2 protein-coding genes are annotated in these 2,127 nt (G+C 71.8%); one reads left to right on the top strand and one right to left on the bottom strand.

All coding sequences use genetic code 11. The features are described 5' to 3' along the window. Positions 1-116 precede the first annotated feature (116 nt). Positions 117-473, bottom strand: coding sequence for a HesB/IscA family protein (locus tag LCE31_RS35525; RefSeq protein WP_225021943.1), 357 nt, complete (start codon positions 471-473; stop codon positions 117-119). 278 nt (positions 474-751) lie between these two features. On the opposite strand from LCE31_RS35525, the gene nadA reads away from it, so the two are divergent. Continuing rightward, positions 752-1,948: a quinolinate synthase NadA gene (nadA, locus tag LCE31_RS35520; protein WP_225021942.1), complete on the top strand. Its 1,197-nt coding sequence runs from the start codon at positions 752-754 to the stop codon at positions 1,946-1,948. Positions 1,949-2,127: the final 179 nt, after the last annotated feature.

Below are 2,127 nucleotides of genomic sequence, written 5' to 3'. Positions count from 1 at the left end.
GCCCCCCCCGCCGCGCCGGCCCCCCCCCCCCCCCCGCCGGGGGGGGGGGGGGCCCGCCGCCCCCCCCCCCCCCCCCGGGCCGGCCTCGCGCCCCCGCCGGACTCCGGCGGTGCGGCTCAGTGGAAGGAGTCGCCGCAGGCGCAGGAACCCGTCGCATTCGGGTTGTCGATGGTGAAGCCCTGCTTCTCGATCGTGTCGACGAAGTCGATCGAGGCGCCGCCCAGGTACGGGGCGCTCATGCGGTCGGTGACGACCTTGACGCCACCGAACTCCTTGACGATGTCGCCGTCGAGCGAGCGCTCGTCGAAGAACAGCTGGTAACGCAAGCCGGAGCAGCCACCGGGCTGAACGGCGACGCGCAGCGCGAGGTCCTCGCGACCCTCCTGGTCGAGCAGGGTCTTGACCTTGCTCGCGGCGGCGTCGGACAGGAGGATGCCGTCGCTCACGGTGGTGGTCTCGTCCGATACGGACATCTGCTTCTCTCCCGGGTTGTACGGACTGCTTACCGACTGTGGAAACCGGCGTGGCCGCGGATTCATTCCGCGACTCGGTACTCATTCCCCCTTCATGCTCGCACACCGCGCACCTGTGCGGAGCGGCCCCGCGGATGCGCTCTGGCGGCGAGGGATCGCGTCACATCGACGGTATCGGCATCGTCAATATGACGCGAAGCAGATATGATAGATAGCGTCAATCCGACGAAAAGGCGCGACGCAGTACACCGGTCCGCAGAGAAGAAAGGGTGCGTGACGTGACCACGGCCCAACCCCTTACGGAACTCGACGTGCAGCCCACACCGCTGGCGCTGCTGCTGCTCGGCCGGGAGGCCGATCCGCACAGCGAGCGGGGGGTCGAGTGTCCCGGCGACCTGCCCGCCGCATCCGACCCGGACCTCGTGGCGCGCGCCCGCGCCGCGAAGGAGCGGCTCGGGGACCGGGTGTTCGTGCTCGGCCACCACTACCAGCGCGACGAGGTCATCCAGTTCGCCGACGTGACCGGCGACTCCTTCAAGCTCGCGCGGGACGCCGCGGCCCGGCCCGGGGCCGAGTACATCGTCTTCTGCGGTGTGCACTTCATGGCCGAGTCGGCGGACATCCTGACGTCCCCGGAGCAGAAGGTGATCCTCCCGGACCTCGCGGCCGGCTGCTCCATGGCCGACATGGCGACTGCCGAGCAGGTCGCGGAGTGCTGGGACGTCCTGGCGGAGGCGGGCGTCAGCGAGCGCACCGTCCCCGTCGCGTACATGAACTCCTCCGCCGACATCAAGGCCTTCACCGGCAGGCACGGCGGCACGATCTGCACCTCCTCGAACGCGGAGCGGGCGCTGACCTGGGCGTTCGAGCAGGGCGACAAGGTGCTGTTCCTGCCCGACCAGCACCTCGGCCGCAACACCGCGGTACGGGACCTCGGCATGTCGCCGGAGGACTGCGTGGTCTACAACCCGCACCGGCCGAACGGCGGACTGAGCGCCCAGCAGCTGCGCGACGCGAAGATGATCCTGTGGCGCGGCCACTGCTCGGTGCACGGCCGGTTCTCGCTCGACTCGGTCGAGGAGGTGCGCGCGCGCATACCCGGGGTCAACGTCCTGGTGCACCCGGAGTGCCGGCACGAGGTCGTCTCGGCCGCCGACGAGGTGGGCTCGACGGAGTACATCATCAAGGCCCTGGAGGCGGCGCCCGCCGGCTCCAAGTGGGCGGTGGGCACCGAGCTGAACCTCGTACGGCGGCTGGCGAATCGGTTCGCCACCGAGGCCGCGGGGAACAAGGAGATCGTCTTCCTCGACCGTACGGTCTGCTTCTGCTCCACCATGAACCGCATCGACCTGCCGCACCTGGTCTGGACGCTGGAGTCGCTCGCGGACGGCAACGAGATCAACCAGATCCGGGTGGACGCGGACACCGCGCACTACGCGCAGGCGGCGCTGGAGCGGATGCTCGCCCTGCCGTAGCCGCGGGCGGAAGCCGTACCGGTGGGACCGGGCGGAACGGGGTGTGGGGGGGCGCCGGGGGGGGCGCGGGGGGGCGCGCGGGGGGGGGGGGGGGGGGGGGGGGGGGGGGGGGGCGCGGGGGGGGGCGCCGGGGCCCCCCCCCCGCCGGGGTGTTCCGGGGTGGATGCCCCGGTGCCCCC

The sequence above is a fragment of the Streptomyces sp. 8L genome, assembly GCF_020176795.1.
GTDB lineage: Bacteria > Actinomycetota > Actinomycetes > Streptomycetales > Streptomycetaceae > Streptomyces.
The sequence above is the reverse complement of the archived record's forward strand: the minus strand, read 5'-3'. Positions and strand labels throughout refer to the sequence as shown.

What these genes read in the sequence shown, in the direction of transcription:
- LCE31_RS35525 (WP_225021943.1), bottom strand. Translation starts at nt 473, where the DNA reads ATGTCCGTATCGGACGAGACCACCACCGTGAGCGACGGCATCCTCCTG.